28 protein-coding genes are annotated in these 24,088 nt (G+C 62.1%); 14 read left to right on the top strand and 14 right to left on the bottom strand.

The features are described from left to right. The first annotated feature begins 34 nt into the window (after window positions 1-34). Window positions 35-478: a hypothetical protein gene (locus C5L10_RS15215; RefSeq protein WP_105430359.1), complete on the top strand. Its 444-nt coding sequence runs from the start codon at window positions 35-37 to the stop codon at window positions 476-478. An 8-nt stretch (window positions 479-486) separates the two neighbouring features. Here C5L10_RS15215 and C5L10_RS15210 read toward each other — a convergent pair whose 3' ends face one another. Further along, window positions 487-1,614 (bottom strand): DUF2336 domain-containing protein, encoded by a 1,128-nt coding sequence (locus C5L10_RS15210; protein WP_105430358.1) that lies wholly within the window; start codon window positions 1,612-1,614, stop codon window positions 487-489. On the opposite strand from C5L10_RS15210, the gene C5L10_RS15205 reads away from it, so the two are divergent. Then, entirely contained in the window at window positions 1,547-2,380 is an 834-nt protein-coding gene (locus C5L10_RS15205) for an aldolase/citrate lyase family protein (protein WP_245448008.1), read from the top strand. The two genes, C5L10_RS15210 and C5L10_RS15205, sit on opposite strands and share 68 nt — an antisense overlap. Here C5L10_RS15205 and C5L10_RS15200 read toward each other — a convergent pair. Both C5L10_RS15200 and C5L10_RS15195 read right to left on the bottom strand, forming a co-directional pair. Continuing rightward, window positions 2,370-2,990 carry a flavin reductase family protein gene (locus C5L10_RS15200; RefSeq protein WP_105430356.1) on the bottom strand — a complete coding sequence of 207 codons (621 nt, stop codon included), beginning with the start codon at window positions 2,988-2,990 and terminating at the stop codon, window positions 2,370-2,372. The two genes, C5L10_RS15205 and C5L10_RS15200, sit on opposite strands and share 11 nt — an antisense overlap. A gap of 8 nt (window positions 2,991-2,998) precedes the next feature. Further along, window positions 2,999-3,577, bottom strand: a complete 579-nt coding sequence (locus C5L10_RS15195; RefSeq protein WP_046667144.1) for a nitroreductase — start codon at window positions 3,575-3,577, stop codon at window positions 2,999-3,001. 105 nt (window positions 3,578-3,682) lie between these two features. On the opposite strand from C5L10_RS15195, the gene C5L10_RS15190 reads away from it, so the two are divergent. Further along, a complete protein-coding gene (locus tag C5L10_RS15190; protein WP_105430355.1) occupies window positions 3,683-4,669 on the top strand; it encodes a hypothetical protein in 987 nt (328 codons plus the stop codon). 114 nt (window positions 4,670-4,783) lie between these two features. Here C5L10_RS15190 and thrS read toward each other — a convergent pair whose 3' ends face one another. The 4 genes from thrS to C5L10_RS15170 all read right to left on the bottom strand — a co-directional run bounded on the left by thrS (window position 4,784) and on the right by C5L10_RS15170 (window position 8,286). Further along, window positions 4,784-6,796: a threonine--tRNA ligase gene (gene thrS / locus C5L10_RS15185; RefSeq protein ID WP_105430354.1), complete on the bottom strand. Its 2,013-nt coding sequence runs from the start codon at window positions 6,794-6,796 to the stop codon at window positions 4,784-4,786. 126 nt (window positions 6,797-6,922) lie between these two features. Beyond that, the gene (locus C5L10_RS15180; protein WP_105430409.1) at window positions 6,923-7,447 is read right to left on the bottom strand and encodes a DUF1697 domain-containing protein; all 525 of its coding nucleotides are present in this window, start codon (window positions 7,445-7,447) and stop codon (window positions 6,923-6,925) included. 7 nt (window positions 7,448-7,454) lie between these two features. Next, window positions 7,455-7,832, bottom strand: coding sequence for a membrane protein insertion efficiency factor YidD (yidD, locus tag C5L10_RS15175; protein WP_105430353.1), 378 nt, complete (start codon window positions 7,830-7,832; stop codon window positions 7,455-7,457). 4 nt (window positions 7,833-7,836) lie between these two features. Then, window positions 7,837-8,286 carry an iron-sulfur cluster assembly scaffold protein gene (locus C5L10_RS15170; protein WP_172717043.1) on the bottom strand — a complete coding sequence of 150 codons (450 nt, stop codon included), beginning with the start codon at window positions 8,284-8,286 and terminating at the stop codon, window positions 7,837-7,839. A gap of 286 nt (window positions 8,287-8,572) precedes the next feature. Here C5L10_RS15170 and folE point away from each other — a divergent pair, with 286 nt between their 5' ends. The 3 genes from folE (at window position 8,573) to C5L10_RS15155 (ending at window position 10,744) form a co-directional block, all read left to right on the top strand. Next, window positions 8,573-9,187: a GTP cyclohydrolase I FolE gene (gene folE, locus C5L10_RS15165; protein WP_105430351.1), complete on the top strand. Its 615-nt coding sequence runs from the start codon at window positions 8,573-8,575 to the stop codon at window positions 9,185-9,187. Between the two features lie 27 nt (window positions 9,188-9,214). Continuing rightward, a complete protein-coding gene (gene hisI, locus C5L10_RS15160) occupies window positions 9,215-9,676 on the top strand; it encodes a phosphoribosyl-AMP cyclohydrolase (RefSeq protein WP_105430350.1) in 462 nt (153 codons plus the stop codon). Between the two features lie 108 nt (window positions 9,677-9,784). Further along, a complete protein-coding gene (locus C5L10_RS15155) occupies window positions 9,785-10,744 on the top strand; it encodes a patatin-like phospholipase family protein (RefSeq protein WP_105430349.1) in 960 nt (319 codons plus the stop codon). A 58-nt stretch (window positions 10,745-10,802) separates the two neighbouring features. Here the strand turns inward: C5L10_RS15155 and C5L10_RS15150 are convergent, their stop codons facing one another. Together C5L10_RS15150 and C5L10_RS15145 are read right to left on the bottom strand one after the other, a co-directional pair. Next, window positions 10,803-11,237, bottom strand: a complete 435-nt coding sequence (locus C5L10_RS15150; RefSeq protein WP_105430348.1) for a CBS domain-containing protein — start codon at window positions 11,235-11,237, stop codon at window positions 10,803-10,805. 130 nt (window positions 11,238-11,367) lie between these two features. Beyond that, a complete protein-coding gene (locus tag C5L10_RS15145; RefSeq protein ID WP_105430347.1) occupies window positions 11,368-12,126 on the bottom strand; it encodes a rhomboid family intramembrane serine protease in 759 nt (252 codons plus the stop codon). A 220-nt stretch (window positions 12,127-12,346) separates the two neighbouring features. Between C5L10_RS15145 and C5L10_RS15140 the strand changes: the two genes are divergently transcribed. The 6 genes from C5L10_RS15140 to C5L10_RS15115 all read left to right on the top strand — a co-directional run bounded on the left by C5L10_RS15140 (window position 12,347) and on the right by C5L10_RS15115 (window position 17,845). Continuing rightward, complete coding sequence (locus C5L10_RS15140; protein ID WP_105430346.1) at window positions 12,347-12,928, top strand: PAS domain-containing protein; 582 nt, start codon at window positions 12,347-12,349, stop codon at window positions 12,926-12,928. Between the two features lie 112 nt (window positions 12,929-13,040). Next, window positions 13,041-13,652: a PilZ domain-containing protein gene (locus C5L10_RS15135; RefSeq protein ID WP_046666919.1), complete on the top strand. Its 612-nt coding sequence runs from the start codon at window positions 13,041-13,043 to the stop codon at window positions 13,650-13,652. Window positions 13,653-14,194: 542 nt separating this feature from the next. Beyond that, window positions 14,195-14,806: a transglutaminase-like cysteine peptidase gene (locus C5L10_RS15130; protein WP_105430345.1), complete on the top strand. Its 612-nt coding sequence runs from the start codon at window positions 14,195-14,197 to the stop codon at window positions 14,804-14,806. A gap of 227 nt (window positions 14,807-15,033) precedes the next feature. Beyond that, complete coding sequence (locus tag C5L10_RS15125; protein ID WP_105430344.1) at window positions 15,034-15,768, top strand: hypothetical protein; 735 nt, start codon at window positions 15,034-15,036, stop codon at window positions 15,766-15,768. Window positions 15,769-16,046: 278 nt separating this feature from the next. Continuing rightward, a complete protein-coding gene (locus C5L10_RS15120) occupies window positions 16,047-17,489 on the top strand; it encodes a D-alanyl-D-alanine carboxypeptidase (protein ID WP_245448007.1) in 1,443 nt (480 codons plus the stop codon). Between the two features lie 86 nt (window positions 17,490-17,575). Next, complete coding sequence (locus C5L10_RS15115; RefSeq protein ID WP_105430342.1) at window positions 17,576-17,845, top strand: hypothetical protein; 270 nt, start codon at window positions 17,576-17,578, stop codon at window positions 17,843-17,845. A gap of 15 nt (window positions 17,846-17,860) precedes the next feature. Here the strand turns inward: C5L10_RS15115 and C5L10_RS15110 are convergent, their stop codons facing one another. From C5L10_RS15110 to C5L10_RS33675, 3 genes are all read right to left on the bottom strand, one after another. Then, the gene (locus tag C5L10_RS15110; protein ID WP_105430341.1) at window positions 17,861-18,298 is read right to left on the bottom strand and encodes a DUF1489 family protein; all 438 of its coding nucleotides are present in this window, start codon (window positions 18,296-18,298) and stop codon (window positions 17,861-17,863) included. Between the two features lie 69 nt (window positions 18,299-18,367). Further along, on the bottom strand, window positions 18,368-19,768 hold the full coding sequence (locus C5L10_RS15105) for an L-serine ammonia-lyase (RefSeq protein ID WP_105430340.1): 1,401 nt from the start codon (window positions 19,766-19,768) through the stop codon (window positions 18,368-18,370). A gap of 183 nt (window positions 19,769-19,951) precedes the next feature. After that, a complete protein-coding gene (locus C5L10_RS33675; protein ID WP_172717030.1) occupies window positions 19,952-20,182 on the bottom strand; it encodes a hypothetical protein in 231 nt (76 codons plus the stop codon). 114 nt (window positions 20,183-20,296) lie between these two features. On the opposite strand from C5L10_RS33675, the gene C5L10_RS15100 reads away from it, so the two are divergent. Together C5L10_RS15100 and C5L10_RS15095 are read left to right on the top strand one after the other, a co-directional pair. Then, complete coding sequence (locus C5L10_RS15100) at window positions 20,297-20,995, top strand: DUF599 domain-containing protein (protein ID WP_046636193.1); 699 nt, start codon at window positions 20,297-20,299, stop codon at window positions 20,993-20,995. 23 nt (window positions 20,996-21,018) lie between these two features. Beyond that, window positions 21,019-22,005, top strand: a complete 987-nt coding sequence (locus C5L10_RS15095; RefSeq protein WP_105430339.1) for a DUF1624 domain-containing protein — start codon at window positions 21,019-21,021, stop codon at window positions 22,003-22,005. Window positions 22,006-22,020: 15 nt separating this feature from the next. On the opposite strand, the gene C5L10_RS15090 is transcribed toward C5L10_RS15095, so the two are convergent. Together C5L10_RS15090 and mgtE are read right to left on the bottom strand one after the other, a co-directional pair. Continuing rightward, on the bottom strand, window positions 22,021-22,413 hold the full coding sequence (locus tag C5L10_RS15090) for a MerR family DNA-binding transcriptional regulator (protein WP_037082306.1): 393 nt from the start codon (window positions 22,411-22,413) through the stop codon (window positions 22,021-22,023). Between the two features lie 58 nt (window positions 22,414-22,471). Then, entirely contained in the window at window positions 22,472-23,890 is a 1,419-nt protein-coding gene (gene mgtE, locus C5L10_RS15085; RefSeq protein ID WP_105430338.1) for a magnesium transporter, read from the bottom strand. Between the last annotated feature and the right edge of the window lie 198 nt (window positions 23,891-24,088).

The following is a 24,088-nucleotide window of genomic DNA, read 5'->3' as shown; positions in this document are numbered from 1 at the left end:
GATCTAAGTCATCCACCACATTCCAGGGGACGACATGAATTCCGCACTGATTGTCATGACCATTCTCGGCTGCAACGACGCCGGAACGGACTGCCACTATATTGCCACTGCTGAAAATCGCTGGCCGAGCATCGAATTGTGCAATTCCGTGTCGGAGCAGCAGCTGTCCGGTTATGCCAACCAGCCCTATCCGATGCTTATCGCCGTTTGCCAGAAGCCGGAAGCCGCAAAGATTGCCAATGCGCCGGTGCCGCGGGCTCGACCCGAGACGCCGCCGCCAGCACCAGCCGGACAGCCGGCCGCGACGCTTGCTCAGGAACCGGTGACGCAGCAGGAGAAGGAAACGCTGGCGGGCCGCGCCATCCAGCGGGTCAAGACCGTGCTTCCGACCACCGAAGGGGTAAAAACGCTGATGACCAGCCCGGTGCGGCTGGTCGAGAACGGCTATTCCTGGGTCGCCAAGAAATTCGAGCGATAAGCCGGCGGTTACGCCGCCAGCGACACTCGGTTTGCGTAGGACCGTGCGCTGAGCCGGACTTCCAGCCGATGCAGCTTCTCGATCATGTCGAGGAGGTCGGAGACCGGCGAAAGCTGCATGTCCGACCGCTGGAACTTTTCGAGCAGCAGGCCGGCGATATTGTCGAGCGCGCCGGTTGCCGCCGCCTTGCGCCAGAGGAAGACCGCTTCGACGAAGACGGCTGCGATATCCCGTCCGAGGCCCGAGGCTTCGAAGAGCGCCCGCACCGCATGCATACGGCCGGTCGCAAGGATCGCCCGCACGCGGCGGTCGTCGAGGCCGGAAAGCGACACCATCGCGCCTGCGAAGAAATCGACCTTGCCGCTGCAGAGCGCATGGATGAGAAAGGCGGGCGTCAGCCGTCCGGCCGTGCGCAAATGTTCGACCAGGCCGGGGATTTCCTCCTGCAGCACGGTGCCGGCAATGGCGACGGCCGCCGCCTCTCCCGCTTCGCGGGTCATGTGCTCGATCCGCGCCGGCGCCATGCTGGTCCGCACCAGTCCGGAGCCGGCAAGGGCTGCGGTAATGTGGTTGACGAGCATGTGGCGGGCATCCGCAGGCAGCGCGTCGCGCTCCAGCAGCAGGTTGCGGATTTCGCAGCAATGCCCGAACCGCTCGGCGATCCGCCTGAGCGAAACCCGGGTAATCGCGGCGGTCTCGTTTTCCAGCAGGATGGTGACTTCGCATTCGTCGCCGATCTCGGCGATCGCGGCTGCGACGCCGCGCGAAAGGTTCGGCCTGGCGGCGATCATTCCACGGGTCAGGCTGTCGCTGCGCCCGGCAAGATCGACGAGGTCGTTTTCGGTCAGTACGGGCGAACAGGCGATGACCGTGCAGGCGATCTCCGGCTGGTCTTCGGCAAGGCACACGATGACGGCCCGCGGCGCATTGGGAGAGTCCGCCAGAGCCTCCGCGAGCGCCAGGCGCACGTGCGGCGATGGATCGTCGAGGAGATAGGTCATGGCAAGGGCCGCGGCCTGATGCTGCTCACCGCCCATGGGCGAGTGGAGATAGGCCCGGGCGAGAGCATTGGCCGCCTTCGCCCTCTCGCCTGTTCTTGCCGTTTCTGCCCAACGAAGAAATGCCTGTACGATCACACTCGGCCTCGACTACACATGCCAGTTCGGATGTGGCTGGCTGATCCGTCACGCTAATGCCAAAAAGTTTAAGATTGGTTCACCACGTTCCTTAACCATGGCGAAGTCCTTGAAAATACGGTCCTGGTTTATCGTCGACCCCTCCGCGAAGGCCGCATCGGTCCATTCGGCGGGCGCGGATATGGTCGTGCTCGATCTCACGGGCCCCCTTGAGTCGCGGAATGCAGTTAGTGATTTCTGCCGGACATGGGCCGACTTGGCGCCGGCCGCGGAGCTGGCGTTCCTCCTGCCGGCTTTCTCTTCGGCAGGTACCGAGGCCGCCATCGATCTCGCCATTCGATATGGGGCCGCCTCGGTCGTGCTCTCGGGCGTCCGCAACGGGGCCGAAGTCCAGAGACTGGACATGGCTTTGCGCGTGGCGGAAATCCGCGCGGGGCTGGCGCCGGGCAAGACGCGGATCGTCGCGCTTGCCAATGCCTCCGGCATCCTCGCCGCTTCCAGCTTCGAACGCTGCAGCAATCGGCTGGCGGCCCTCGGCTGGGAAGGCGGCTATGGCCCCTCCTCCGATACCGCGCGTGTTGCGGCTGGAACCATCGCGCTCACCGCCGCCGCCGCAGGCATAGCGGCCATCGACGCCGTCTCGCCCGCGGGGGACGCGGCCATCTTCCTGTCTGACTGCGAAAGAGCAAGAGCGAACGGCTTCTCCGGCAAGCTCTGCAGCAGCCCCGATCAAGTTGCGATTGTCAATCGGATTTTCAGCGTTTAGGCTCGGCGCCGGTCGGCCGGGTCATTTCGAACACGTCCGCGCCGCCGTCGGCATAGTCGCGATAACCCATGCGCGCGATCGGCCGGGCAAGCCCCATGTCGATCCGCCCGCCCCGCAGGATCTCTTCGCTGATATGGATGCCGACTACTTGGCCAAAAACCATGTAGGCATCCGCCGGCTCGCCGTCCAATCCGACCGGCTGGATCACCTGCGTGACGCGGCATTCCAGCACCGTATAGGCTTCGCCGACGTAAGGCGCATCGATGAGTTCCGCCATCTTGGCGGTCAGCCCCGCCACCTCGAACTCGCTGACGCCGTAAGGCACCGGCTCCGACGAAGCGTTCATCTGCTCGGCTAGGTGACGGCTTGCGAGGCTTGCGGTGAAGACGCCGGTTTCCTCGGCGTTCTTCAGGCTGTGCTTCCGGCCGCTGGAGGAAAACATCACCAGTTTCGGGCTGTCGGAAATGGCGTTGAAGAAGGAATAGGGCGACAGGTTCATGGACCCATCCCTGCCCTTCGTGCCGATCCAGCCGATCGGGCGGGGCGCGACGATCGCCTTGAAGGGATCGTACTTCAGTCCATGCTGGTTGGTGTCGGTCGTGTAGAACATCGAAAACCCTATTCGCCGGCGTAGGTGACGATCTGCGACAATTCCGGCCGCGGGCGGTCCGGCGTCGCGAAATCGCTCGAGCCAATATGGATGAAACCGGCGACCTTTTCGCCCGGCTTCACGCCGAGGAGCGCCAGCGCCTCGTCGTCATAGGCGACCCATTCCGTACGCCAGTTGGCGACATAGCCATGCGCGTTTGCCGCCATCAGCATGTTGAAGCAGACGGCGCCGGCCGAAAGCACCTGTTCCCATTCGGGGATTTTCGGATGCGGTGCCGCGGTGCTGACGACGGCGACGACCAGCGGCGCACGGGTGAAACGCGTCAGCTCCGCCTGCCGGGCGGCATCAGTCATGTCGGGCGTCTTCTGGAGGGACAGGGCCAGAAACTGTTCACCGAGCGTCCTGCGCACGTCGCCGCGATAGACGATGACGCGCCAGGGGGCCAGCTTGCCGTGATCCGGAATGCGGGTTCCGAAGGTGAGAATCGTCTCCAGTTCTTCCTGCGACGGGGCCGGCTCCTTCATCTGGGCTACCGGCGTGGAATGCCTGTCGCGCAGAAAATCGATGAGTTTAACGTCATTTTGCATGGTCAGAGCTTTCATTTGGAGCCGGCGGTCGGGAAGGTCTTGAAATTGCCTTGTCATTGGTCTTCAAGTGACGTCTCGGAAAACAAGAGTCAACCGGTACAACAGATGGCAGGCACTTCCCTTGCGGCACGCTGGTTCCTCGCCGGAGCGGTGGCTCTCGGCTCAGCTTTCAGCGCATTCGCCCAGGAAGAAGCCTTCAAGAATTTTCGCGCGCTGGACAGCACGGCGAAGATGCCCAAGCTCAATGCCTTCTCGGCTCTGCCCGGCGGCCCGCCCGGCTCACTCTCAAGGGACGTGCAGTTCGACGCCAAGCTGACGTCCGACGGACAGCCCATGCAGGAAGGCCTCACCTGGCGCGTCTTCAGCCCGATCGCCGGCGAAGACGGAAAATTGCCGCTGGTGGCCAGTTCCGAAGGCGGCTCGGCGTCGTTCCAGCTCGCCCCCGGCGACTATTTCGTCAATTGCGCCTTCGGTCGCGCCGGCGTCACCAAGAAACTGAAAGTCCCCGAAAGCGGAAACGTGCCGAAACAGACGCTGGTGCTCGATGCCGGCGGTTTCGTGCTGAACGCGGTTGCCGGTACGGACCAGCGCATTCCGCCCAAGGAACTGAGCTTTTCGGTCTATTCGGCCGATGTGCGCGACAATGGCGACCGGGCGCTGGTGATGTCGGACGTGAAGCCGAATACGGTCGTGCGGCTGAATGCCGGCACCTATCATGTCGTCTCGGAATATGGCGGCGTCAACGCGGTGGTGCGGGCCGATATCCAGGTGGAGGCCGGCAAGCTCACCCAGGCGGTGCTGCAGCATCGTGCGGCGCAGATCACCCTCAAGCTGGTCTCCCAGCCAGGCGGCGAAGCGATTGCCGATACGGCCTGGTCCGTCCTGACCGCCGCCGGAGACATCGTCAACGAAAGCGTCAGCGCTTTCTCGACCATGGTACTGTCAGAGGGCGAATATCTTGCCGTCGCCCGCAACAAGACCAAGATCTATCAGCGCTCGTTTACCGTCAAAGCCGGCCGCAATACCGAGGTCGAAGTGCTGATGCGCGAAACGCCCCAGGTCGCCGGCGCTGTCGCCAACGACAGGAACTAGCCGAGTTTCCGCAGCAATCGCCGAACCTCAGCCAGCCTGACGAAGCCGTCTCATCTTATCGTTGCCATATCGCATTGACGGCGCCTGCATTCACAGGCGCCGCCATGAGTTGGGTCAGGCTGCCGCCTTTGCCGCCTTCCTGGCTTCGAGGCGACGCAGCACGTCCGGCGGGGTTGCCTCGAGGCTGAGCGAGGCGATCGCCTCGTCCAGCGTCATCGAGGTCTGGGCCTGCGAGCCGAGGCGGCGGATGTTGACCGAACGCTCCTCGGCTTCCTTTTTGCCGCAGACGATGATGACCGGCACCTTGGTGACCGAGTGCTCGCGGATCTTGTAGTTGATCTTCTCGTTGCGGAAATCGGTCTCGACGACCATGCCCGCATCGCGAAGCGCTTCCGCCACCTCGCGACCGTAATCGTCGGCGTCCGAGGTGATCGTCGCCACCACCACCTGCATCGGCGCGAACCACAGCGGCATGTGGCCCGCGAAATTCTCGATCAGGATGCCGAGGAAACGTTCCATCGAGCCGCAGATGGCGCGATGGATCATCACCGGCTGGGTCTTTTCCGAGTTCTGGTCGATGTAGAACGCGCCGAACCGTTCCGGCAGGTTGAAGTCCACCTGCGTCGTGCCGCACTGCCATTCGCGGCCGATCGCGTCCTTCAGCGTATATTCGAACTTCGGACCGTAGAACGCGCCCTCGCCCGGCAGGATGCCGGTCTTGATGCGGCCTTCCGACTGCGCCTCGATCGTCTTCAGAACATCGAGCATGACGGATTCGGCACGATCCCAAAGCGCGTCGGTGCCGACACGCTTGTCCGGCCGGGTCGACAGCTTGACCACGACTTCCTTGAAACCGAAATCCTCGTAGACCGACAGGATCAGGTCGTTGATCCGCAGGCATTCGGCGGCCATCTGCTCGTCGGTGCAGAAGACGTGCGCGTCGTCCTGGGTGAAACCGCGCACGCGCATCAGCCCGTGCAGCGCGCCGGATGCTTCGTAGCGGTGCACGAGGCCGAATTCGGCAAGGCGGATAGGCAGTTCCCGGTAAGACTTCAAGCCATGCTTGAAGATCTGCACGTGTCCTGGGCAGTTCATCGGCTTTAGTGCGAAGACCCGGTTGTCCGCTTCCTTGTCTTCCGGATGCGTGAAGGCATAGGCAGACTTCACCGCGAACATGTTCTCCTGGTACCAGCCCCAGTGGCCCGACGTCTCCCAGAGCGAGGCATCGAGAACCTGCGGCGCGTTGACTTCCTCATAGGTGCCGGCGAGCCGGCGACGCATATAGGCGGTCAGCGTCTGAAACATCCGCCAGCCCTTGCCGTGCCAGAACACGACGCCCGGTCCTTCTTCCTGGAAATGGAAGAGGTCCATTTCCCGGCCGAGTTTGCGGTGGTCGCGCTTTTCTGCCTCGGCCAGCACATGCAGGTACTGGTCGAGTTCCTCCTGCGTCGCCCAGGCGGTGCCGTAGATGCGGGTCAGCATGGCGTTGTTGGAGTCGCCGCGCCAATAGGCGCCGGCAACCTTCATCAGCTTGAAGGCCGTACCGATCTGGCCGGTCGAGGCCATATGCGGACCGCGGCAGAGATCGAACCAGTCGCCTTGATAATAGATCTTGAGGTCCTGGTCTTCCGGGATCGCATCGATCAGTTCGACCTTGTAGCCTTCGCCCTTGGCTGCGAAGACTTCGCGGGCCTTTTCGCGAGACCAGACCTGCTTGGTGAACGGTTTGTTGCGGGCGATGATTTCCTTCATCTTCGCCTCGATCTTCGGCAGATCGTCGGGCGTGAAAGGCGCGTTGCGGGCGAAATCGTAATAGAATCCGTTCTCGATCACCGGGCCGATGGTGACTTGCGTGCCGGGCCAAAGCTCCTGCACGGCCTCCGCCATCACGTGGGCGGCGTCGTGGCGGATAAGTTCCAGCGCTCGGGCGTCTGTGCGGGTGACGATCTCGATCTTTCCGTCGGTCACCGGCTCGGCGAGGTCCTGCACGGTGCCATTGATGGTGACGGCGACAGCCTTCTTGACGAGCGACTTGGAAATGCTCTCGGCAACGTCACGGCCGGTCGTGCCGGCGTCGAAAACGCGGACGGAGCCATCGGGAAATGTAAGGGAAACGGATTGGGACATGTCTTTCTCCTGTCCAGTCCCGCCAACGAATGCGGGTGGTGTTGGAATAAATGGCGGTTCGCCCTTTGGGCGCAGCCGGCGTGGCTGATAAATGCTTTTGGCGTTTTAGTAAAGGCGAGCGGCCGCTCAGCCGATCATTTCGGCAAGCCCGGCGACCGTGTTGGCATTGCGGATCGTGCCGATGCCGAGCTTCTTGGTGGTCATCGCCGACAGCAGCCGCGTCTCGCTCGCCTTGCCGCCGAAATCCACCCAGAGATCGCCGTCGACGATGGAAATCTTCTCCTCGCCGCGGTGGCGCTCGAGCAGGTTGAGGACACTTTCCTCGAGCGGTTGTCGCATCACCCGCACGCCGACCTCGGAACCTTCTCCCGACGGAAAGGGATTGCCGGCCGCGAGCTTCAGCCAATCGGCACCGGTCCTCGCGATGATATCGACATGTTTGCCGAACTGCTTCTCGAAGGCGGTCTCCAGTCTCTGCTCAAGATCGCCGATCGGCGACCTGCCGGTCTCGAAGACGAGATTGCCTGTCGAAACCAAGGTCCGGCAATTCCGGTAGCCGAGATCCTCCGCCATGGCGCGCAGGTCGGCCATCACGACCCGTTTGCCGCCGCCGAGAACGATGCTGTGAAGCAGCGCGACATACGTGATCATCGGTTCCTCATCGAGGCGATGCCGGTTCGGCATGGCGACGCCAGTATCGCCACGGCATCCACCAGTGCTGCCGCATTTCGAGCGCTTCCGGCACAGGATCGAGCCCGCTTGTACCGCCCGGCCCGCAACGCGCCACCCGAAACAGCGTCATCCATCCTCCGGGCCACAGCCCATGCCGCGCCACCGCCTCATAACCATATTCCGAGCAGGTCGGAATATGCCGGCAGGAATTGCCGATGAAGCCTGACAGGGTCAGCTGGTAGAGGCGGATCAGCCCCATGCCGAACAGCCGGCCGGGCGTCTTGGCAAACGGGCCGGTCCAGTTGCGTGAGCGGCCTGCCTTCGGTTCGGATCTGGAATGCTGGCAGTCGGGGGCATTGCACATCGGATCAGACGGTGGCCGCTTCGGACCGTTCCATCGCCTCGATCTGGTCGATCGCATCGACGACCGCTTCGAAGGTCAGCATGGTGGAAGGATGGCGGGCCCTGTAGTCCTTGACCGGCTTCAGATAGCGCATTTCCTCAAACCGGCCGTCCGGCCCTTCGCCATCTTCCTTCAGCATGGCGAGCATGTCCTGGCGCGCCTTGCGGATCTCGGCAGTCGTTGCGCCGATCACATGCCGCGCCATGATCGAGGACGAGGCCTGGCCAAGTGCGCAGGCGCGGACCTCATGGGCGAAATCCGTGACCCGGTCGCCGTCCATCTTCAGATGCACGCGTACCTTCGAGCCGCACAGTTTCGAGTGTTTTTCGGAACTCGCATCCGCATCGGGCAACACGCCCGAATGGGTGATATTGCCGGCGAATTCGAGGATCTTGCTGTTATAGATGTCGTCCATCAAGGCTCGCTTTTGAAACCGCCGTCGCTCGTTGAACACTGCGTCACGTCCGGCGGGCTACCATAAAAGGCTTCCTGCCATTATATGTGATGTCCGGGCGAGATCATCAAGAAAGGATGTTTTCACGAAATCCTACCGAAAACGGAATAGGATATCTTGTAAAAATGTCCGCCGAAGGTCAGATAATCCCGGATTGCCCAAAAATCAGCCGCAGGTGCCCAGCGGCTGGTCAGTCCGTGAGTAACGCCAGTCGGATGCGGCCTTGAACCGCATCAGGAGACGATAGATGGATGCCATTGTAAAGAATTTCCCGGCCTCGAAAGAGAAGCAGGTCCGGCCCTCGCAGCAGGAAGCCGAAGAAGCGGTGCGCGTTCTGCTGCGCTGGGCAGGTGACGATGCGGCTCGCGAAGGCCTGCTCGAGACCCCGAAGCGCGTCGCCGCCTCCTACCGCGAACTATTTGCCGGTTACGAACAGTCGCCGGAGGACGTGCTCGGCCGCACTTTCGAGGAAGTCTCGGGTTATGACGATATCGTGCTGGTGCGCGACATCCCGTTCTTCTCCCATTGCGAACACCACATGCTGCCGATCATCGGCAAGGCGCATGTCGCCTACCTGCCGAACGGTCGCGTCCTCGGGCTCTCGAAGATCGCCCGCGTCGTCGAGATCTTCGGCCGTCGCCTGCAGACCCAGGAAAACCTGACGGCGCAGATTGCCAACGCGATCGAGGAAACGTTAAAGCCGCGCGGCGTCGCCATAATGATCGAGGCCGAGCATCTGTGCATGGAAATGCGCGGCGTGCAGAAGCAGGGCTCGCATACGATGACGACGACGTTTACCGGCGAGTTCAAGGCGAACGCTGCAGAACAGGCCCGTTTCTTCACGCTGGCCCGCAACCGCTAAGGCGCGGTTTCCGGGCGGAGTTTCCCGATGTCGCTTTCTTTCGACCAGCCTTCCGCCGACAAGACGGAACTCGAAGGCGCTGGCGCCTTCACGCCCCGCTTCGATCAGAACGGTCTCGTCACCGCCGTCGTCACCGATATCCGTGACGGCGAGCTGCTGATGGTCGCGCATATGGATGCGCAGGCGCTGGCGCTTACTGTCGAGACCGGCATCGCCCACTATTACAGCCGCTCGCGGGCAAAGATCTGGAAGAAGGGCGAGTCCTCCGGCAATCTCCAGACGGTTCATGAACTGCGCACCGACTGCGATCAGGACGCCGTCTGGCTCAAGGTCTCGGTCGGCGGGCACGACGCCACATGCCACACGGGACGCCGCTCCTGTTTCTATCGGACTGTTACCCAAAGTGATGGTAGGGCGGTTCTTGAAATCACCGACGATCAGCGTCATTTTGACCCAGCTGTCGTTTATTCGGATCAAGGAACCATTTAGGGATCTGCCTCGTTTTTCGGCATGTCTCGACTGAATAAACGATTTCGAAATCTGTTGGTGCGTTAATCGACGGACCGGGGTTTGTTCAGCTGTGGAGGGCGTTTATCGATGCTGAACTGGAGTTGGAACCGTCACGATCCGCAAGCGGCACCTGCCGACGGCGGCGAAACGAAGATCCTCGAACCTACCCCTCCTCCCCTCCTCGAATCCCCAAAAAAAGCAAAGCTTGCCCTCGCCCTCGGCGGCGGTGCTGCGCGCGGCTGGGCGCATATCGGCGTGCTCAGGGCGCTTGACGAAGCCGGGATCGAAGTCGGCATGATCGCCGGCACCTCGATCGGCGCCCTGGTCGGCGGATGTTATCTTGCCGGCAAGCTCGACGAACTCGAAACCTTTGCCAGGTCACTTACCATGCGCCGCATCGCCGGCCTGCTCGATCTGACGATCGGCGGCGGCGGCCTTCTCGGCGGCATGCGCCTGACGAAGCGGATGCAGGAACATCTCGAAGGCCTGTCGATCGAGGAGCTCGACCGCCCCTTCGTTTCGGTTGCGACCGAACTTCACACCGGCCATGAAGTGTGGATCTCCAGCGGCTCGCTGATCACCGGGCTTCGCGCTTCCTACGCCCTGCCGGGCATTTTCGAACCGGTGAAATGCAACAACCGCACGCTCGTGGATGGCGCGCTCGTCAATCCGGTGCCGACCTCCGTATGCCGCGCCTATGAGCAGCCGCTCGTGGTCGCCGTCAACCTGAACTACGAGATTTTCGGCCGGTCGGCTGTCGTCAAGCACAATGCCAGCGTCCAGCCGATCGACGACGGGCGCAAGAAACCCGAGGACATCCGTGTCGGCCTGACGGGCACCATGGTGCAGGCCTTCAACATCATCCAGGAGCGTATCTCGCGGGCTCGGCTTGCCGGCGATCCGCCGGACCTGGCGCTGCATCCGCGGCTTGCCGATATCGGACTGTCGGAATTCCACCGCGCCGGCGAAGCGATCGACCGGGGCTATACGGAGACGATGGCGCAGATCTCGGCGCTGAAGCGCATGCAGGAAGTTTTCGCTCGCTGAGCGGGCAGCCATCGCCACTTATTTAAAAAGCCTCGCCTTTCGGCGAGGCTTGGCACAATCAGCCGGCGATATAGGCCTTGATGTGTTCGGCCTCCAGTTCGATTTCGCGGATGCGCGACTTTACCACGTCGCCGATCGAGATGATGCCGGCGAGCTTGCCGTCCTGCTCGACGGGCACGTGGCGGAAACGGCCCGAGCTCATCATACCCATCAGTTCATCGACGGTCGTTTCGTCCTTGCAGCGCTGCACCGAAGTGGTCATTGCCGACTTGACCGGTTGATCGAGCACGGCGGCGCCCTTCCCGGCGACGGCACGCACCAGGTCGCGTTCCGTGAAGATGCCGGCGATGCGGCCTTCCATGCCGATCACCACGACGGCACCGATCTTCTTGTCGTTGAGGATCCCGGCGACTTCAAGCAGCGTTTTGTCGGGACCGACGGTCACCACGTCACGCCCCTTTGCATCCAGCATGTTCTTGACGATTATTGCCATGGCTCTCTCCTCGCAACCAGTTCGGCTTGGACATCGTCCGTTCCCGAAAAGCAAAGCGCCCGGGTGGAGGAACCGTCCCTGCACGTATGGGGAAGTGTAGAGCGAGGCGGGAAAGAGATCAAGAAAGAGATCAAGGACGCGCGAGCGGCATGACGCGGCGTGGCAAGGGATCGAAAAACCCGAACAGCAGGAAGCCGAACAGGAAGCCGCCGATATGCGCATCCCAGGCGATCGGTCCCATATCCGCCCCGAACAGCGTCACCCCGAAGGCGATCAACAGGTTGCCGGCAAACCACATGGCAGTGAAGATCACCACGGTGCGGTTGCGGAAGGAGCCGAGGATCGACTGGCGCGGATAGAGATGGCCGTGGGTTCGGTCATAGCCCCGACGTTCTGGGAAGGCGAAACGGCAGGCGGCCCCCATCAGCGCCGAGACGACCCCCGACGCGCCGATCAGCAGCGTCTCGTTGCCCCAGTTGAGCGCGGCGTGGAAGAAGGCGGCGGCCACCGCCGAGAGGATCCAGAAGATCACGTAGCGCAGGGTGCCGATCCGCCGCACCACCGGCGCCCCGAAGGCCATCAGCCAAAGCGCGTTGAAGAGGATGTGTTCGATGCCGCCGTGCAGAAGCGAGTAGGTGACCGGCGTCCACGCCCATGCAAAGCCCTGCTCGCCGAGCGGATAGACGTAACGCAACGGCGTGAACGCCAGATTGACGACCATATAGGCGCGCGTATCCTCGTCCAGCACATAGTCCTGCACGATGTAGATGACCGCAAGCAGAGCCAGCGTCACGACAAGGCTGCGGGGAAGATTGAAAATCGGCTGCGAGCGCTCAGCGTCGTCGTCCGCCTCGGGCTGCTCGTTTGCCATATCCGGCCCGTCGTTCATGCCAGCCCCTTCTGTCTTCTCATTCCCCGGCGGAATGGCCGACAGCCATATAGGAGCGGCCGTTCAAATGAAAGCACACCGGGATCACAGTCACGCCAGCGCATCGGCAGATCATCGACCGTTAACCATGATCGCTTTGCCGTGGCATGGATTTCGCTGCTTGAGAAGGACCAGTCGCGCATGAAGCGCGATCTGTCTCGAAATGTAACAGGTAAGATGAATGCGCAACCAGGCCAGCCGGGCGATCTTCGACTACTGGATCAATCTCAAGCACGACGGGGCAGTTCCCCTCAAGACCGAGATCGATCCAGCCGCCTTGCGTCATCTTCTCCCGCATCTTTTCATGGCCGCCATGGACCCCTCCGGCACGCTGGCATTCCGCCTGGCCGGTACCCGCATCTGCGACCTGTTCGACCGTGAATTCCGGGGCCAGGCTTTTGCGGATGTCTGGCCGAAAACCGACCACCGGCAGCCGGTGGAAATCGCTCACAACGTCATTCATTCGCAACAGCCGGCGCTTCTGGACGTTCTCGCCTCTAATGGCCACATCCGCCATGCCTATGAGATGTTGCTTCTGCCAATCCGATCGGTGGAGACGGTGGCGAGCGACCGCATTTTCGGCGCCCTCGTGCCCCGGCTCTCTCCCTATCCCGTAACGGCAACGCCGGCCACGTTCCTGACGCTCGAGAACTGGACGTTCCTGACCGGCAGCGGTTCGCATTTCGGCGTGCCGGTCACGGGCGATCGCGGGATTTTCCGCAACCCGCCAGCTCGGCTTCCGTCCGACCGCCCTCCCTCATGAGAGCGAATGCCGGTCGCGGCAGATAGCAGCGGCGGCGCCTTCCAAAACCTTCTGTTAACCGAGGCGCGCTAATACTCTTAACGATAGACTTAGAAGAGAAAAGCTCTCTCAAATGTATTCATTTCAGCCGGCTCATACTCCATCTACACCCAGCGTTCCCGCACAGCGTTCCTTCCAGCGCGTGTCCGTCAATATTCCAGGACGGCTGATGCTGGCGACGCATGAGGAATTTCCCTGCAACGTCGTAGACATGTCGCCGGGCGACGTCAGTTTTGCCTGCGTCGGTCGTCCCCTCGTCGGCGAACGCGTGATTGCCTATCTAGAGCATATCGGCCGGCTGGAAGGCATGGTCGTCAGTGTGTCGGATACCGGCTTCGTGATGTCGATCAACGCGACGGACCGGAAGCGCGAGAAACTGGCCGCCCAGCTGACCTGGATCGCCAACAAGCATGAACTCGGCCTGCCGGAAGATCGCCGCCATGATCGCCTGGCGCCGCGCATTACCCGCACGGAGATCACGCTCGACGACGGCCGGCGTTATGCCTGCCGCATCGTGGACCTTTCGCTGTCCGGCGCGGCCGTCGATATCGATATCCGCCCGGCGCTCGGCACACCCGTCCGGCTCGGCAACATGCGCGGGCGCGTCGTGCGCCACTTCATGGAAGGCGTGGCGATCGAGTTCAATTCGATCCAGTCGCGCGAAACGCTGACCGAATTCCTCTAAAAGCGTTCCTGCCTCCGCAATCCGGAAGCGTCCCGTTCGGGGCGCTTTTTTGTTGTCCGCCTCCGCCAGCCGTCCCGTTTCGTTGCTGGACAGACCGGGAAAAGCCGGCGGCTTGTGCCGAAACGGGCTTTCTTTCAAAAAAATGTCCTCTTTCGGCACTTTTTTTGAGGCTGGGAATCGACCTCGGCGAGCCCGATTCGACTGCGGTGCACCCTCACTCCGCCCTTTCCTCTCCTGCTCTAACACAACCAACCGCCGCCATTTCCGGGTTCCCGACGCTCCGGCGGCTGCTCCAGCCCTTCGCAAGAAGTGCTGGAATTACAGTTGGATAGTAGGAAAGCGGCAATGCCGGCCGTTGTCGGCAGGGCGCATTTTACGAAAACCAATAGCAAATTTGTCTCGAATTTTATGAAAGTTCGAGATGCATTTGAGCTATGTTTTAGACGAATTGAATTCAAATAAGATATTGATTTTACTACGAGATTTTCCGGTCGATCAAACCCTGTCTGGCAGTGTTCTTCCCACAACGGGGAGACATAAAAATGAAGTACAGCAAGGGACTAGGCCTCGCCGCCATCACCGCCGCCGTCGCACTCTTTACCGCCGGAAATTCGTTCGGCATGCCGGCCGGCTCCGTGCGCGTTCTCGGCCAGGCCAATCCGCCGCTCGGCCACTATGAGTTTTGCAAGACCTATGTCAGCGAATGCGCCGCGACCTACAAGGACGCCGGCCCGCTGGCGCTGACCGAAGACAAGTGGCGCACGCTTCTGGACGTCAACTACACGGTCAATTCCTCGATTACGCCGATGACCGATCAGGACATCTACGGTGTCGAAGAGCGCTGGGCCTATCCCCGCACCGTCGGCGACTGCGAAGACTTCGTGCTTCTGAAGCGGAAGATGCTGATCGCGAGGGGCTTTTCGCCGTCCGACCTGCTGATTACCGTCGTCCTGCAGCCGAATGGCGAAGGTCACGCGGTCCTGACGGTCCGCACAGATCGCGGCGACTTCGTGCTCGACAACATGCGCAACAAGGTCATGGTCTGGTCGGATACCGAATACACCTTCCTGAAGCGCCAGGCGAACGACGATCCCGCCCGCTGGGTCAAGCTGCAGGACGGTCGCGCCACCGCCGTCGGCTCGGTCGGCCAGTAATCCCACCTCTCCTACGGGCGGGAGACCGCGGCGACCCGAGTCGCGGTCAATGGGCGTGATCGCACCTCTGCAGGCGATCGCCCGAACTGTCCCGGATTCGATTTGCTTTACGAAGCGTTAATCATAACGATCCAGACTGCGACCAAATCGCCTGGCCTCTTCCCGTATTCCTGTCCCGTTCCGGCGCTGGCGAATCCCCTCTCGAATGAGAACATGGAGCGCACGTCATGGCAGGTCCGGCCCGTAACCTCTCGGCTGCAGAAGAAACACCGCTCCTCTCAAATCGCTTCGTCTATCGGCTGACTGTCGTCATCGCCGTCCTTGCTCTGTTGACGGCGGCGATCAGCATCAGTGGTCATTGGTTCGGCCAGCGTATCGCGCTTGCCGGCCATACCGACAGTACCGAAGAATTCCTGATCCGGATCGGCCAGGACAAGCTCGAGCTTCCGGCCAACACTATCCGCTTCCGCGACCAGCGCCGGGCCGGTATCACCGAGCGCGTCGACCTCTATCTCACATGGCCGGAGCTCGAAGGTTACAGCGCCGGCCTGCGGTCTCGCTTCGATGATGTCGGCCAGTCTTCCTCGTTGATTTTCCTACAATTATCCCAGAGCACCATGTCTCGCGACATGTCAGGGCGGCTGGAGCCGATATACTCCAAACTGTTCGAGGGCGCGCCGCAACAGGCGGCCTTCGGATTGACGCTTCACCGGCTGCGCGCCGATTCGGGCTACGGCAGCGAAATCGTCCTGACGGGGCGGGTCGCCGGTGCGCCGGACTACGTCGTGCGCTGCGTGCTGCCGGCTGCCGGAGAGAGGGCGACCAGCGGCGACTGCCAGCGGGATATCCACATCGGACAGGACCTGACGATACTTTATCGCTTCTCCAGTGCGCTTTTGAGGGATTGGCAACATATTGATGCCGCAGTTCGCCTCTTTGTCGAAAACCGGTTGGCGAAATAAGCCGCCGCGGACGGGTCGGGTCCAAGCCCCCAAGTTGATGTCTAAAATGCAGTCTATCGAAGCAAGCTGCTGTTCATCATAAACCTCTTGGTAACGCTAATCCCCTAGATTGACGGGTAACGGTCGTGGCGGGGGTGCGTCCGGATATGACTAATGTGATGCAAGCGATGAGTGCGGCAGTGTCGAAAAAAATGTTCTCTGCATTCCCTTCAAAGGGTGATGCGACGGTTCCGGGACGTTTCCTCGGATTTCTCTTCACATTGGCTGTGGCGATTTCGATGTTTTCGACGCCGGCTGCCGCCGGTCCGAAATATGCCGGTATCGTAGTCGACGCCAAGACTGGCAAGGTTCTCTATTCCGAGGATCCGGATGGCCTGCGTTACCCCGCGTCGCTCACCAAGATGATGACGCTCTACCTGACTTTCGAAGCGCTTGAAGCCGGCCGGATCAGTCTCGACACGCAAGTCCCGGTCTCTGCTCATGCCGCATCCGAGCCGCCCTCCAAGCTCGGCGTTCGCGCCGGCGGTTCGGTCTCGGTCGATCAGGCCATCCGCGCACTCGTCACCCGCTCCGCCAACGACATCGCCACCGCTCTCGGTGAATTCATCGGCGGCTCCGAAGAGCGCTTTGCATCGTTGATGACCGGCAAGGCGCGTGCGCTCGGCATGACCCGTACCACCTATCGCAACGCCAACGGCCTGCCGAATACCGCGCAGATGACGACGGCACGCGATCAGGCGCGTCTCGGCATGGCGTTGCGCCAGCACTTCCCGCAATATTACGGCTACTTCGCGATCCGCAGCTTCAATTTCGGCAAGCAGACGATCGGCAATCACAATCGCCTGGTTGGCAACGTCAAGGGCGTCGACGGCATCAAGACCGGCTACACCCGCGCCGCCGGCAGCAATCTTGCAACCTCGGCGCAGCTCGATGGACGTTCGATCGTCGCCGTCGTGCTCGGTGGCCGCTCCAGTGCTGCCCGTGACGCAACGATGCGCAAGCTGGTCGCGGAATATCTTCCGGAGGCATCTCGCGGCGGCAATAACAACCTGATCGCCCAGGTGGCCCCGGCTGCCCCGGTTGCGCCCGCTCCTTCTGTTCCGGTCAGGTCCGCTTCGCCGGTTGCCGCGTCCCAGTCCGATGCACGCCAGATGGCTGCGCTCGACCTGCCGCCGAGCGGTCCGCTGCCGGGCGCCCGTTATGCCGAGCAGCAGGCCGCAGCCATGGCTCCCGCCGCATCGGCCTATGCCGCGGAACCGGAACAGAAGAAAGTCATCACCCAGGCGATGAACTCGGCGATGGCCGGCGCCTCCGCCGTCCCGACGCCGGCTCCAGAATACATGCCGGCCAAGACCGAGGTGGCCGTCGCGCATCGGACCGGCCGCTCTGCCGTCGATGAAGTGACGACCGCTTCCACCAAGGCCTCCGTCTCTGTGGCATCCGCAAAGCCCTCCTCCGAGGCGTCGATGGCGGCGAACGGCTGGGTCATTCAGATCGGCGCCTCGCCGAACCAGAAACAAGCACAGGATCTCCTGCAGAATGCGCAGGATAAAGGCGGCAAGGTATTGCGTTCCGCCAAACCCTTCACTGTCGCCTTCAGCAACAATGGCGAACAGATCTACCGCGCCCGCTTCGGCGGCTTCGACGACCAGAAGACGGCCATCGATGCCTGCAACGTGTTGAAGAAGAAGGGCATCAGCTGCTGGGCGTCGCTTCAGTGAGCGTCGCCGCCGGCGATCAAGGAAATACCCGCGCCGGGTTTTCGGCGCGGAGGGATCTCGAGAGTAACGAGTAGACGGGGTTTCCGATGGCAATGAATGAAAACAGCGCAGAATTGGCCTTCAAGCCGGCGCAGAAGTCCAAAGCGAAGGGCGTCGCCCTCAACCCGCTTCACGAGGCGGCCATGCGGCTTGCCGGTCTCGGCTTGAACCGCTCCAAGGAAAAGACCCGCGACCTGGTCTCGATGCTGCTCAGCCACGGTGCCCGCGCCTGGCGGCATTCCCAGCCGGAAGCCAATGTCCACCTGCATATCGGCATCCGCGCCGGCCGTGCACCAGTTCGCATCAGGCTTCGCTGATCGAAAGATCAGCCGCTAAAGAAGTCCGAGCTCGGCGAGTTCCCGCCGCAGATCTTCCGGAAGCGCCGCCACGTCCTCGCCCAGTTTGCCGAGGTCGCGCGGCGCTTCTTCACTTTTCAGATACCGCCATCCCTGGAAAGGCCGTTTCGGCTGCGATGCGGTTTCGATCACCTCGGGGCCAAGCACCAGCTCGCAGCGCTGGATGCCGTCGCCGCCGGTAACCGTGCGGATATCGAGCAGTTTCTGCCGCGCCATCACCTGCCCTTTGATCACCCAGTAGAGCGATCCGTCGTCAAGCAGTTCCTCCATGCGCTTCGGCGCCATGCGTGTCGTATGGATGCTGTGCGGCTCGAGGCCGGCAGCCATCGCATTGAGCGACCGCTCGGCGACCCAGTCCTGGAGATCCTGGATCGAATCGGCGCCGACGCAGAGTTTGATGAGATGTAGAGCCATGGTTTGGTTGAAGACCCATCCGGACGTGAGGTCAAGCGTTTGCTCGGTTCACTCCACAGCGGGGACGGTTCAGCACTCGACGACGTTGACCGCAAGGCCGCCCGTGGACGTCTCCTTGTATTTCTCGCTCATGTCGTTGCCGGTCTGGCGCATCGTCTCGATACAGGCGTCGAGCGGCACGAAATGCGTCCCGTCTCCCTTGATGGCGAGCGAGGCGGCCGTGACCGCCTTGACGGCCCCGAGCGCATTGCGCTCGATGCAGGGCACCTGCACGAGACCGGCGATCGGGTCGCAGGTCATGCCGAGATGGTGTTCCAGCGCGATCTCGGCGGCATTCTCGATCTGCTCCGGCGAGCCGCCCATGACGGCCGCAAGCCCTGCCGCGGCCATGGCGGCAGCCGAGCCCACTTCGCCCTGACAGCCGACTTCGGCGCCTGAGATCGAGGCATTGTGCTTGATGATGCCGCCGATTGCGGCCGCCGTCAGCAGGAAGTTGTGGACGTCGGCCTGGGTCGCATCGTCGTGGAAATGCAGGTAATAGCGCACCGTCGCCGGAATGACTCCCGCCGCGCCGTTGGTCGGTGCCGTGACCACCCGTCCGCCGCCCGCATTCTCCTCGTTGACGGCCATGGCATAGACACTCAGCCAGTCGTTGGCGAGCAGCGGGTTCAGCCGGTTGCTGCGCCATTCCTCGTTCAGCTTGTCGTGGATCGCCTTCGCCCGACGCTTCACCTTCAGCCCGCCGGGCATGATCCCGTCGACCTTGAGGCCGCGGTCGATACAGCTCGACATCGCCTCCCAGATGCGGTCGAGACCGGCATCGAGTTCGGCCGAGCTCATCTTGGTTTCTTCGTTGGCGCGCTTCATCTGGGCGATCCTCAGGCCCGAATCGCGCGCCATGTCGAGCATCTGCCGGGCGGAGGCGAAGGGATAGGGAATGCGCGCATCGCCTGCTGATTTCTTGGAGGCACGCATGGCCTCCAGCTCGGTATCGGTCACCACGAAACCGCCGCCGATCGAATAGTAGATCCGTTTCAGGAGAAGCCGGCCGTCACGGTCGAAGGCGGAGAAACTCATGCCGTTGGCATGGCCGGGCAGCGGCTGCTTCTTGTCGAAGATCAGGTCGGTCCTCGGCTGGAATTCGTAAGCCGGATGGCCGGGCGGCGTGACGCGGCCGCTGCGTTCCACTTCGCCGATGATCTCGTCCATCCTGTCGGGATCGACGGCGTGCGGCTCCTCGCCGACCAAGCCCAATATCACCGCCCTGCCCGTTCCGTGACCGATCCCGGTGAACGCCAGGGACCCGTGCAGGCTCACCTTCAGCGCCGCGACATGTGCCCCGGTCGGCCGCGGCCAGTCGTTGGACAGGATAAGCTCCAGGAATCGGTTGGCGGCGGACATCGGTCCCATCGTATGGGAGCTCGACGGACCGATACCAATCTTGAAAACGTCGAAAACGGACAGGAACATGAGAATCCGTGCGGTGATACGAGGATGGCCAAGTCTATGTCAGCCAAACCTATGTCAGAGTGCCGCCATGCCTTGGCGATTGCCCGACATTCGGTGAGCCGGCCGCGACATGGCCTTTAAATAGAAACGGCGCGGTACGAATACCACGCCGAGGACCGAAATTCCGGAATTTCATTGAGATGGTCAGATAGCGCCGAAGAGGTACGCGAGAGCCAAGGCACCTGCAAATCCCACCAGCGCCTTGAAGGTCACGCCCCAGCAGGACTTCTGAACGGTATCTTCCATGTCGTCTCCAGGTTCTTGCCGCATTGATAAACGTCCGCTCCGGGTCGTCATGGCTAATGGTTTATTAAAATCCCGCCGCCTGCGCAATGCGAAAATGGCGGAAACGTGGCGGAATCCCAGGCCGCTCATGTTTGCAACGCCTGCCCGGCCCCAATAGTTCCGTTGCCGATGCAGGAGGCTTGCCGCCGAAACCGAAACAAAGCATGACGGGACGGAGCAAGACCGATTCCGACGGTGAGGCCTATGACGAACGCTGATTATGTTGCGCTTGCCCTCTTTGCCGCGCTTTGGGCCCTTTATTCCTGGGTGACCGCCGGGGCCGGCTCACGGCTGTTTCCACGCGCCAGCCTGAACCGGGCGATGGCGGAACGGCGGAAGGACTGGATCTATAACTCGCTCCGCCGCGACCTGAAGATGATCGACACCCAGATCTTGGCGGGTCTGCAGAATGGCACCGCCTTTTTCGCCTCGACGTCCATCTTTGCGATCGGCGGCTGTTTTGCGCTGCTCGGCGCCACCGAACAGGTGGAAGCGGTCTTCCGCGACCTGCCCTTCGTCGCTTACGGCGGCCGCACCGCCTTTGAACTCAAGGTCGCCGGCCTGACCTTCCTGTTCGGCTATTCCTTCTTCAAGTTCGGCTGGTCCTACCGGCTGTTCAACTACTGCACCATTCTCTTTGGCGCCCTGCCGATGATGCACGACACCCACGCCGACCGGGCGGCGGCCGAGCGGGCGGCCGATCAGGTGGTGCGGATGAACACGATCGCGGCCGGCCACTTCAATTCCGGCCTGCGCGCGCTGTTTTTGTCGATCGGCTATCTCGGCTGGTTCATCGGGCCCTATATGTTCATCGCGATGACCGTCGTCGTCATTGTCGTGCTCACCCGCCGCCAGTATTTTTCCGAGGCCCGGCTGGCGATCATGGACCGTGGGACGCCCTGAGATCTGATCCGGAAAGATAAGCAGTGACCGTTGCCGAAACCGAAAATCTCGCCCCGCGCAGACCCCGCATCACGCTGATCGATACGCTGCGCGGCGTCGCCCTCATCGCCATGGCGACCTATCACTTCACCTGGGATCTCGAGTTTTTCGGCTATGTCGATCCCGGCACGGCGACTCAAGGGCTCTTCAAGGTCTATGCCCGCTCGATCGCCAGCTCGTTCCTGTTCCTGGCGGGCGTCAGCCTCGTCCTCGCGCATTTCCCGAAGATCCGCTGGGAGCCCTTCTGGAAGCGTTTTGCGATGGTCGCAGGTGCCGCGGTCGTGATCAGCATCGCGACCCTGATCGCCTTTCCGGGCGAATGGATCTATTTCGGCATCCTGCACAATATCGCGCTGTCGAGCCTGATCGGTCTCGCCTTCCTGCGTCTGCCGCCGTTGCTGACGGGTGCCGTCGTCGTCCTCGTCGCGGCAGCTATGATCGTCGACTACAGTCTTTTCCCCGGCGCGTTGGACTGGGCTTTATTCAACGCCCGGTACCTGAGCTGGCTCGGTTTTGCAGAAATCCCGCCGCGTTCGAACGACTATGTGCCGCTGTTTCCCTGGATCGCAGCACTTCTGGCCGGGGTGGCGGTCGGGCGGCTGGCGCTATCGAAAAACTGGCTTCCGAAGCTCGCAGCGGTCCAGACGCGGCAGAACCTTCTCTCGAAGGCCGGTCGCAACAGCCTGATCGTCTATCTCGTCCACCAGCCGGTGCTGATCGCGCTCGTCTATCTCTTTTCGCTGGTGCATCCGGCCCCGCCACCGGACCCGCGGGTCGGCTACGTCAGAAGCTGCGAGGCGGGCTGTACGGGCCAGGGCAACGACGCCGGCCTCTGCCAGAAGTTCTGCGGCTGCACCGCCGATAAGCTGATCGCGCAGTCGCTGATGACGCCGCTGCAGTCCGGCGCCATCGCCCCGCAGGACGAGCGGGTGCAGTCGCTCGCCGAACAATGCTCGATCGAGGCGCAATAGCGGTCGCTTTGACGATCAGGTGCCGACGCCGATTTCGGCAAGTCGGGTCAGGCAGGCTTCCTCGACATTGTCGAGTTCGCTCAGCGTGTCGTCGATATCTTTGCGCTTCTGGCGCAGGTCGTTGCGCTTCTCGTCGAGGCGCGTCATCAACAGCTTGAGCTGCCCCAGCTCTCCCGGCGGCTCCTTGTAGACCTGGATGATTTCGCGAATCTCGGCGATCGTGAAGCCGATCCGGCGGCCGCGCAGGATTTCCTGGATCAGCCGGCGATCCGTTGCCCGGAAAAGCCGCGTACGACCCCGGCGTTCGGGGTGGATGAGACCCTCATCCTCGTAGAAGCGCAGCGTGCGGGTCGATACCCCGAATTCACGCGTCAGCTCCGTAATGCTATAATACTTGTTCACGATCATGTCCTGCTACTCGTCAGCCAAACTAATTGACTTTTACGTAACAGTCAATTTTTTGGGCTCAAGGGAGCATGAACCACCAGGTCGCGAGGCCGAGGAACGAGAAGAAGCCGGTCGTGTCGGTAATCGCGGTCACGAACACCGCCGACGATACCGCCGGGTCAGCCCCGGCCCGGTCGAGAAGCAGCGGGATCGTGATGCCGGCCATGGCCGCCGCAAACATGTTGATCAGCATGGCGGTAGCGATCAACCCGCCGATATGGACGTCGTGGAACCAAAGGCCGGCCACCATGCCGACGAGACAGCCGATCACCACGCCGTTGATCAGGCCGACGCCCGCCTCGCGTCGAGCGACGCGCCAGGCATTGTGGATGTCGAGATTGCGGGTCGCAAGCGCCCGCACCGTCACCGTCATCGTCTGCGAACCGGCATTGCCGCCCATGCCGGCGACGATCGGCATCAGGATGGCGAGCGCCACCACCTGTTCGATGGTTGCTTCGAAAAGCGAGATCACGGACGCCGAAATGAAGGCGGTGAACAGGTTGACCAGCAGCCACGGCACCCGCGACCGCGAGGTTTCCCGGACCGAGTCGGACAGTTCTTCGTCGCCGACGCCGGAGAGGCGCATGATGTCCTCTTCCGCCTCCTCCTGGATGACGTCGACCACGTCGTCGATGGTGAGCACCCCGACGAGGCGGCCGTTGTCGTCGACGACGGCAGCCGAGAGCAGGTCGTATTGCTCGAAAAGCTGGGCTGCCTCTTCCTGGTCCATGTCGGCTGGGATCGGATAGTTCGTCTCCCGCATGATCGTCTCGATCTTCACCTGCCGCTTGGCGCGCAGGATGCGGTCGAGGTCGAGCACGCCGAGCAGCTTGAAGGTCGGGTCGATGACGAAGATCTGGGTAAAGCTCTCCGGCAGGTCCTCCTCGTCGCGCATGTAGTCGATCGTCTGGCCGACGGTCCAGAACGGCGGCACGGCGACGAATTCCGTCTGCATGCGGCGGCCGGCCGACTGTTCGGGATAATCGAGCGCGCGGCGTAGCCTCACCCGCTCGGTGAACGGCAGTTGCGCCAGAATCTCTTCCCGGTCCTCGTGGTCGAGGTCTTCGAGAATGTAGACCGCATCGTCCGAATCGAGTTCGCCGATCGCCGCCGCGATCTGCGCGTTCGGCATCTGGTCGACGATCTCCATTCGGATATTTTCGTCGACCTCGGTGAGTGCGGTGAGGTCGAAATCGTCGCCGAGCAGTCGCACAAGCGCATGGCGCTGGTCGGGCAGGATCGCCTCGAGCAGATCGCCGAGTTCCGATTCGTGCAGCCGCGCCACATGGCTGCGCAGGAAAAGCGTGTCGCGGTCGGCGATTGCAGCGCCGACCATCGCCAGGAAGTCGGCGCGGATCGCGCCGTCCTCGGAATAGATGTCGTCACCGGCATCGTCGGTTTTTGTGCGCAGGCGGTAGTCTTCGCCGATATCGCTCATCTGCCGCCCTCGCTGCTGGTCTTCGACAAAAGGAGAATGGCGGCAAAAAACATATTGTCAACAACTGGATAGCTGCATCCGGCGCTATTGCTTATGCCGCCGGTTTTCCTGCTAGAACAAATGCCGTTCCGGGTCCAGAGCGCATGGTGAAACGATGCGGAAAAACCGGGAAGTCAGCCCGAAAGGCAGAAAAAGGAG

The organism is Neorhizobium sp. T6_25 (assembly GCF_002968555.1).
In the GTDB taxonomy this organism is placed as follows: domain Bacteria; phylum Pseudomonadota; class Alphaproteobacteria; order Rhizobiales; family Rhizobiaceae; genus Neorhizobium.
The sequence above is the reverse complement of the archived record's forward strand: the minus strand, read 5'-3'. Positions and strand labels throughout refer to the sequence as shown.

Excerpts from the sequence above, each read along its gene's own strand:
- C5L10_RS15215 (WP_105430359.1), top strand. The coding sequence starts at position 35 with ATGAATTCCGCACTGATTGTCATGACCATTCTCGGCTGCAACGACGCC.
- C5L10_RS15200 (WP_105430356.1), bottom strand. The coding sequence starts at position 2,990 with ATGTTCTACACGACCGACACCAACCAGCATGGACTGAAGTACGATCCC.
- C5L10_RS15195 (WP_046667144.1), bottom strand. The coding sequence starts at position 3,577 with ATGCAAAATGACGTTAAACTCATCGATTTTCTGCGCGACAGGCATTCC.
- C5L10_RS15190 (WP_105430355.1), top strand. The coding sequence starts at position 3,683 with ATGGCAGGCACTTCCCTTGCGGCACGCTGGTTCCTCGCCGGAGCGGTG.
- thrS (WP_105430354.1), bottom strand. The coding sequence starts at position 6,796 with ATGTCCCAATCCGTTTCCCTTACATTTCCCGATGGCTCCGTCCGCGTT.
- C5L10_RS15180 (WP_105430409.1), bottom strand. The coding sequence starts at position 7,447 with ATGATCACGTATGTCGCGCTGCTTCACAGCATCGTTCTCGGCGGCGGC.
- yidD (WP_105430353.1), bottom strand. The coding sequence starts at position 7,832 with ATGTGCAATGCCCCCGACTGCCAGCATTCCAGATCCGAACCGAAGGCA.
- C5L10_RS15170 (WP_172717043.1), bottom strand. The coding sequence starts at position 8,286 with ATGGACGACATCTATAACAGCAAGATCCTCGAATTCGCCGGCAATATC.
- folE (WP_105430351.1), top strand. The coding sequence starts at position 8,573 with ATGGATGCCATTGTAAAGAATTTCCCGGCCTCGAAAGAGAAGCAGGTC.
- hisI (WP_105430350.1), top strand. The coding sequence starts at position 9,215 with ATGTCGCTTTCTTTCGACCAGCCTTCCGCCGACAAGACGGAACTCGAA.
- C5L10_RS15155 (WP_105430349.1), top strand. The coding sequence starts at position 9,785 with ATGCTGAACTGGAGTTGGAACCGTCACGATCCGCAAGCGGCACCTGCC.
- C5L10_RS15150 (WP_105430348.1), bottom strand. The coding sequence starts at position 11,237 with ATGGCAATAATCGTCAAGAACATGCTGGATGCAAAGGGGCGTGACGTG.
- C5L10_RS15145 (WP_105430347.1), bottom strand. The coding sequence starts at position 12,126 with ATGAACGACGGGCCGGATATGGCAAACGAGCAGCCCGAGGCGGACGAC.
- C5L10_RS15140 (WP_105430346.1), top strand. The coding sequence starts at position 12,347 with ATGCGCAACCAGGCCAGCCGGGCGATCTTCGACTACTGGATCAATCTC.
- C5L10_RS15135 (WP_046666919.1), top strand. The coding sequence starts at position 13,041 with ATGTATTCATTTCAGCCGGCTCATACTCCATCTACACCCAGCGTTCCC.
- C5L10_RS15130 (WP_105430345.1), top strand. The coding sequence starts at position 14,195 with ATGAAGTACAGCAAGGGACTAGGCCTCGCCGCCATCACCGCCGCCGTC.
- C5L10_RS15125 (WP_105430344.1), top strand. The coding sequence starts at position 15,034 with ATGGCAGGTCCGGCCCGTAACCTCTCGGCTGCAGAAGAAACACCGCTC.
- C5L10_RS15120 (WP_245448007.1), top strand. The coding sequence starts at position 16,047 with ATGTTTTCGACGCCGGCTGCCGCCGGTCCGAAATATGCCGGTATCGTA.
- C5L10_RS15115 (WP_105430342.1), top strand. The coding sequence starts at position 17,576 with ATGGCAATGAATGAAAACAGCGCAGAATTGGCCTTCAAGCCGGCGCAG.
- C5L10_RS15110 (WP_105430341.1), bottom strand. The coding sequence starts at position 18,298 with ATGGCTCTACATCTCATCAAACTCTGCGTCGGCGCCGATTCGATCCAG.
- C5L10_RS15105 (WP_105430340.1), bottom strand. The coding sequence starts at position 19,768 with ATGTTCCTGTCCGTTTTCGACGTTTTCAAGATTGGTATCGGTCCGTCG.
- C5L10_RS33675 (WP_172717030.1), bottom strand. The coding sequence starts at position 20,182 with ATGAGCGGCCTGGGATTCCGCCACGTTTCCGCCATTTTCGCATTGCGC.
- C5L10_RS15100 (WP_046636193.1), top strand. The coding sequence starts at position 20,297 with ATGACGAACGCTGATTATGTTGCGCTTGCCCTCTTTGCCGCGCTTTGG.
- C5L10_RS15090 (WP_037082306.1), bottom strand. The coding sequence starts at position 22,413 with ATGATCGTGAACAAGTATTATAGCATTACGGAGCTGACGCGTGAATTC.
- mgtE (WP_105430338.1), bottom strand. The coding sequence starts at position 23,890 with ATGAGCGATATCGGCGAAGACTACCGCCTGCGCACAAAAACCGACGAT.